Source organism: Pseudoalteromonas sp. SR45-5, assembly GCF_014163565.1.
In the GTDB taxonomy this organism is placed as follows: Bacteria; Pseudomonadota; Gammaproteobacteria; order Enterobacterales; family Alteromonadaceae; genus Pseudoalteromonas; species Pseudoalteromonas distincta.
Genome location: NZ_JACJDN010000690.1, coordinates 1 through 1983, shown reverse-complemented (window position 1 = coordinate 1983; position 1983 = coordinate 1). Strand labels below are relative to the sequence as shown.

The window sequence follows — 1983 nt, the reverse complement described above, 5'->3', positions numbered from 1 at the left end:
CCAAAAAATGATTTTATCAGCCCACACGCCAATATTGTAAAACAGACCACAAAAGAACAGGCTGTAATACACTTTTTTATTGCTTAAAAAGTCAAAGCTTATAAGTTTTTCACCCGGGTAGCGGCGAATAATCATAAATAAAAAGCTAAAAAAGAGCAGTGCTTCGCCTGCAAAAAACGCAAAAAACAAGCCGTCTAACTGCCAGTCTCTTAATAAATATGCAAGCAGTACCATAAAGGCGTAACCACTTAGCATGGTAATCAAAATCAACCGGTATTCTTTCATACCTGATAGAAAAATAGCGCCAAGCCACTGATTACATAAGCTTACAAAGGCACCTAAAATTATAATCTTAGTAACAACGGGTATAGGGAGCATAGGCCATACAGCCAAGCCCACCAATAATGCGGCTATTGTTGTTATAAGTTGCGCACCAAGTAGATTAGGCAGTACTTTTGCCTCTTCTTTTTGAAAAAACAAATCTGCAATAAATCGAGTTAATAATAACTGCAAGCCACCCGTTAAAATAAGTGAAGCTGCCATCATGTAGGTAACAAGCGTTAAAAACTGAATAATAAGTACTTTGGGTAATACAACGCCTAAACTTAAAATACCAATTAGCATTAACGCTACAATAGAGAGCAGCCAAGGGCCTGAGCCTATTAAGCCCGCGTAGCCGTATGCTTCAAAAACTGAGAGCAGGGTATTTTTTTTGAGAATTTTTCGTATCTCAAAACCTATTCCGGCCATGCCATTGTATCCTTATAAAGTTTATCGTAACGGGCAAACATGTGGCTCTCGTCATAAAATTTTTGTACGCGGTCTAAACCACTTTTTTGATACTCAAGCCAAACTTGCTCATTTGTTAGCATGTTTGATATTTGTTGTGCTGTTTCGCTAGGTGAAGCAATTGAGACAACTTCACCGGCTTTACCTAATGCTTTATCTTCATCAGTTCCGCCTTCGATTATTTCGCGGCACGAGCCAACATCACTAGCAAGTACAGGCACACCGGCCGCCATTGCTTCTAAAAGTACTAAAGGCTGCGCTTCGGAAATCGAGGTTAAAGCTACAATTCCGAGCTTAGGCAAAATTTTGGTAATATCTTGCATACCTAAAAACTTTACACTGCTTTGTAAATCAAGACTGCCTACAAGTAGTTCACACTCTTTGTAATATTGCGGATCTTCTTCATAAGGGCCGATGATCCAGCCTTCTACTTCAGGCAGCATCGATTGCGCCTCTTTAATCGCACGTATAAAGGTTTTAATATCTTTTATAGGCACTACACGTCCAATTAATCCAACAACTGGTGGTATCTGTTTTGGACGCTGCTCAAGCGCTTCAATAAAGCGCACTGTTTTAATTCCATTAGGTACAACAAATGCTTTTTCTGGCGCTGCACCATCCTTTATTTGGCGCTGCCTGTTACCGCCGTATAGCGAAATGACCTTATCTGCTTCTTGGTATGTTGTTCGGCCGATTTGCTCAAAAAAGCTGATCCACATACGGCGAATAAAGCCCATTTCGGTATTTAAGTTTTTACCTAGGCTTTGCTCAGACTCTTTGATCCAACTGGCTTGAATAAGATCTATTTTTCTCTCTTTGGTGTAAATACCATGCTCGGTCAACAAAAAGGGAGTATCGCTTATTACACTGGCACCAGATCCTAAAATACCAGCATACCCGGTAGATATTGAGTGAATAAGTTTAACTTTTGGAAGTCCGCGTGCAATTTCGGCTATTTTAAATAGCGGTTTATATAAATTGCGGTATGACCAAAAAAAGTCAATAAAAGAGGATTCATCACAAAAAGTTGAATAGTAATTGGTGAGTACTTGCCACGATGATTCACTATATAAAAAGTCGGCTTCGTTAATACCGTCTTTTTTAGCCAAAGTCTCAAATGCAAACTTTAATAACTCAGTTGGGATGGGCTCATCACAATCCCTAAAATAATTTTGTAGTTGCTGCCAAAAATCA

At 39.2% G+C, this 1983-nt stretch carries 2 protein-coding genes; both read right to left on the bottom strand.

Going from position 1 to position 1983, the window contains the following annotated elements:
• A partial coding sequence (pelG, locus tag H5072_RS18055) for an exopolysaccharide Pel transporter PelG (RefSeq protein ID WP_182694339.1) occupies positions 1-750 on the bottom strand: 750 nt, incomplete at its 3' end.
• Positions 738-1983: GT4 family glycosyltransferase PelF (gene pelF, locus H5072_RS18050; protein ID WP_182694338.1), on the bottom strand; the 1246-nt coding region annotated here is incomplete at its 5' end. The genes pelF and pelG, both read right to left, overlap by 13 nt.